Genomic DNA, 4418 nt, shown 5'->3' with positions numbered 1-4418 from the left:
CTAAGCGAATTCTCAAGGATACGGAAGGGACGCTAGCGTCTGACCCTGCTGCGGGAATCCCCCTTACAGGACAGTTCAAGGGCCTCTTAAAGCTGTGCATTGGTGATTATCGTGTCATTTACTCAAAAACCGGAGATGGTGTACTTATTTTAAGAATTGGGCCTCGAAACAAGGTCTACGATAGATGATACCCTCGCATCTTCAGTATCGGCCATAAGAGAAGCTAAGTGGCGGGCACGGGGCAATGTGAATGGGCTCTTATCTCGACATGCAGAGATGCCGAAAGCTGGCATCTCCGTAGCAGTATTGTCCCATCCTATCTCCTCGACCACTGGAATCCATTGAAGTGCCTTACCCTTCCAGACAATACTCCTGAGTTGACGAAGAATGTAACGGACCTTCTTCTTTTTCAACTTCATATTCTGGACTATGTGCCCTGGCTTAGATGGGCTGCAAATTAATTTCGGGACTCCACATATTTTAGGTAAGCCGAAATGTTTATCTGCCATGCACTTATTTTAGGCTTGCCTAAAGTCAGGGAGAACAGGGATACACAATGCAAATGCCAATTACTAGCCTGAGAGCGGGGGCAGTGGCCCAGGTTACGGCACTGCTGGGCCAGGGCGGCTCTTTTCAGAGAAAGCTTCGGACCATGGGGATCAGGGAGGGCAAAAGGCTGAGGGTGGTGGCGATCCATCCCTTTGCCGGACCTCTGGTTCTGGATATAGATGGCAGACAGATAACGTTGGGCAGGAGCATCGCCCAGAGAGTGATGGTGAGGGTGGAGGATTGAAGCGAATAGTTCTGATGGGCAATCCGAACATCGGAAAGAGCGTGGTCTTCTCCCGTCTGACCGGGGCAGAGGTGATCACATCCAACTATCCGGGCACCACAGTGGACTTCTCCCGTGGCAAGGCTCGCATTCAAGGGGAGCCGGTGGAGCTGATAGATGCCCCTGGAACCTATTCTCTGCAGCCCACCAGTCCGGTGGAGGAAGTGGCTGTAGAGGTATTGCGCTGGGCGGATCTGATCGTCAATGTGGTTGATTCCACCAACCTGGAGAGAAACCTCTTCCTCACCCTGGAGCTGCTGGAGAGCAAGAAGCCGATGATCGTCGTCCTGAACATGTGGGATGAGGCGAAGAGATCGGGAGTACAGATCGATCTGGATGGGCTGGAGGCCCGCTTGCAGGTGCCGGTTGTTGCCACCACTGCCCTCACTGGAGAGGGGATCGCGGAGCTGGTACGACGGCTGGACCAGGCCAGGTACCCTGCGGATGATGAAGCACTGAGCGAGGAGGAGATGTGGACCCAGATTGGCCGCATAACCAGAGAGGTGCAGAAGGTCACCCACCGCCATCCTGGAATCGGAAGCAAGATCAGCGAGGCCACCATCAAGCCGGCGACGGGAATGCCCATCGCTCTGTTGATATTGATCGCCACCTTCGGCACGGTGAGGTTCATCGGCGAGGGCTTGATCTCCCACCTCTTCGAGCCGCTCTTTGAGCTCTACCGCCCCCTAGCCATGTCCATCAGCTCTGGGCTTGGCCCGGGGATGCTGCATGATTTTATCATCGGCAAGCTGTTGGATGGCGAGATCGATTATGTCCAGTCCATGGGGATTCTGACCACGGGCATCTATGTTCCTTTGGCCATGGTCCTCCCCTATATCGTGGGGTTCTATCTGGTCTTATCCATCCTGGAGGATTCGGGGTATTTGCCCAGGCTGGCGACCTTATCCGATAACCTCTTCCATCGATTGGGCATGCACGGCCATGCCATCATACCCCTCTTCCTTGGGCTGGGCTGCAATGTGCCGGGAGCACTGGCCATCAGGACCCTGGAGACCAGAAAGCAGCGTTTCATCTCTGCCACCCTCCTGGGCCTGGCTGTGCCCTGCACTGCCAAATCGGCCATGATCTTCGGAGTGTTGGGCTCCTATGGCCAGAGATACGTATTCCTGGTCTTTGCAACCCTGGCACTTGTTTATATCGCAGCAGGGCTGATATTGAACCGGATGGTGAAAGGAGAGAGCCCGGAGATCTTTCTGGAGATACCGCCCTACCGAAGACCTGAACTGGGTATGATCCTGAAGAAGACCTGGATGCGCATTCGCTGGTTTCTCTCTGAGGCCATACCATTCCTCTTTCTGGGGGTGCTGCTGGTCAATGTGCTCTACACAGTGGGCTTCATAGAGTGGATCGGGGCCATATTCGCTCCTTTCATGGAGGGGTGGCTGAATATTCCCGGCGAGGCTGTAGCTGCTCTTCTGGTTGGTTTTTTCAGGAAGGACCTGGCGGTGGGAATGCTCTTGCCCCTGGGATTGAGCGCCCAGCAGATGGTGGTGGCAACGTTAGTGCTCTCCCTATATTTCCCCTGCGTGGCCACCTTTGCTGTGCTGATCCGGGAGCTGGGGATGAGGGATACGGCAAAATCCACTGCCATTATGCTGGCCACCGCTCTATTGGCCGGGGGAGCGATGCGCTGGACTCTCTCGGGGTTGGGGGTGCAATGAGAAAGAAGACGGTAGAGGAGTACATCGAGGTCATCTTTGCCCTGGAAAGGGAGGAAGGGCGGGCGACGACCGGCAGGATCGCATCGGAGATGAATGTGAAGCCCTCCTCGGCCACGGAGATGCTCCAGAAGCTGCAAAAGGAAGGATTCCTGCAGTATGAGAGCTATGCTGGAGCTACACTGACCGAATCGGGCCGGAGGCTGGCTTTGGAGCTGAATGGTAAGCATGAGGCCATTGCCGATTTCCTGGCGATCATCGGCGTTGACCGAGCGGTAGCAGAGCGGGATGCCTGCCAGATCGAGCACCATGTGGGCCGGGAGACCATGGAGCGGCTGGAGAGGTTTGTGGAGTTTGCGGGCCACTTCCCCGATCGGCCAGGGTGGATGGAGTGCTTCCAGAAGTACTGCGAGACCGGGAGGGTGGAGGACTGCGATCAATGCCCCTGTGGCAAATCAGGGAATGAGAGCCCGCCTGCATCTGGATCACCAGAAAGGCGGATATGATATGAATGGCTCTAATCAGTGCCGGTATGGGGAATGGCCCTCTCGGCCTGCCGAGGTGCTGGCTGTCTGAATCTCCGTCGCTGTATTTGTTCGATCCCATCTCCTCGACCATCTGACCGGCCAGAAGATCCCAATCAACAGCTTCATCCAGACCGGGCGGATCTCTTGCCAGTGTGCTATAATACTGGATAAAGCACTCTTCAAGGATGCTTTTCAATGTATTCTCCTCCAGCTGGCCGCTGTTTTTGAGGTAGCTGGCCAGTAGCAGGCTCAAGGAGAAGAGGTGCCTTCCTATGTGCGATTGCAGCCTCTGGGGCTGGATATCCTGATGAACCTCTAGATGCTCATAATCGGCTAGTCCGGATAGACGGAGGTTAGGATAACGGCATGATTCAAGCCACTTCTCCAGCCTGCCGGCGACCTTTCTCTGCCAGCAATAACCGTCGTCCTCCTCTGAGCCATCTCCTCTCCTATGATAGAGCGGCATCAATGAGGCATGAATCAAGCCCATGCCGGTCAATCGAGCCAGATCCCGCGCACAGACCAAGAGGCTCCGGCGCATCACCTGAATGGAGTGCTGCGGCTCATTGACATAGGCAAAGTACTCCCGGCCTGCAATATAGCCGATGGCATGGGGCTCGGCTGCGCATATCCCTTCTCTCAGGTGGCGGGGGATCTCTCTAATTCTATAGATTCCCTTCAGGGGACAGGGGAGTGTGCTCTCCACAGACAATCCCTGCAGACCGGGCAGCTTCTTCAGATACTCTTGCATGCAGATCTCATGTAGGAGTCGGCTCTCGTCTCCTGGATTGACGCACATCTTCAGGGCTAAAAATCCTCTATTTATTGGGGCGATGAGGGTTCTTCCCATTCTATGCGGCTGGCCGGCTTTATATTGGCGGATAATATCATTCAGGTTGATATCGATTATACCCGCTTTATCGAAAAATTCTGTAAGATTATAACCATGATATTCTATTTCCCTATCTATTTCTGCACTCCTTCTCCGGGCAAAATGAATCTCACTGCCCTGGCATAGGGCACTGGAGATGCCATCGAATCCCGTGTTCACCACCTGATAGGCGAGAGCTCCCTCGCGGATGATGTCGAAGCGGTAGAGGTCGGATATCGACTGCGGGGCTATATCGTGGCTGGCCAGCCAGGGAAATGGATCCCATCCAGGTGGAAGATGATCGATTGCTCTTCTGATGCGTAATGCCAAAACGAGGGCTGCATGCTGGCGCACGATAGTGGAGCCAAGATCGAGCCTGGATAGTAAAAAGGGGATGGCTTCATCTCCTATCTGCAGGATCGCCTTCTCCACCCGTTCGTCTCCCGAGCTGAGCAGCTTGAATAGCAGCTCCAGGTTCTCCAGGCGGCTATCAGGAACGCCAGCTATCT

The 4418-nt window shown here is 54.8% G+C and carries 4 protein-coding genes; all 4 read left to right on the top strand.

Features of this window, described 5'->3' with window-relative positions:
- The coding region (locus tag BP822_RS12825; RefSeq protein WP_286878415.1) for a type II toxin-antitoxin system RelE family toxin at positions 1-188 on the top strand (188 nt) is incomplete at its 5' end.
- A gap of 368 nt (positions 189-556) precedes the next feature.
- Complete coding sequence (locus BP822_RS12820) at positions 557-793, top strand: FeoA family protein (protein WP_013718558.1); 237 nt, start codon at positions 557-559, stop codon at positions 791-793.
- Positions 790-2514, top strand: coding sequence for a ferrous iron transporter B (locus tag BP822_RS12815; protein WP_048131750.1), 1725 nt, complete (start codon positions 790-792; stop codon positions 2512-2514). Before BP822_RS12820 ends, BP822_RS12815 begins: the two co-directional genes overlap by 4 nt.
- Positions 2511-3017, top strand: coding sequence for a metal-dependent transcriptional regulator (locus tag BP822_RS12980; protein WP_083804650.1), 507 nt, complete (start codon positions 2511-2513; stop codon positions 3015-3017). The genes BP822_RS12815 and BP822_RS12980 overlap by 4 nt, the downstream gene beginning before the upstream one ends.
- Positions 3018-4418 lie beyond the last annotated feature (1401 nt).

Source organism: Methanosaeta sp. UBA458 (assembly GCF_002496085.1).
Classification (GTDB): Archaea; Halobacteriota; Methanosarcinia; order Methanotrichales; family Methanotrichaceae; genus Methanothrix; species Methanothrix soehngenii.
Note: the sequence above shows the minus strand (reverse complement) of the source record. Positions and strands in the feature narration are given on the sequence as shown.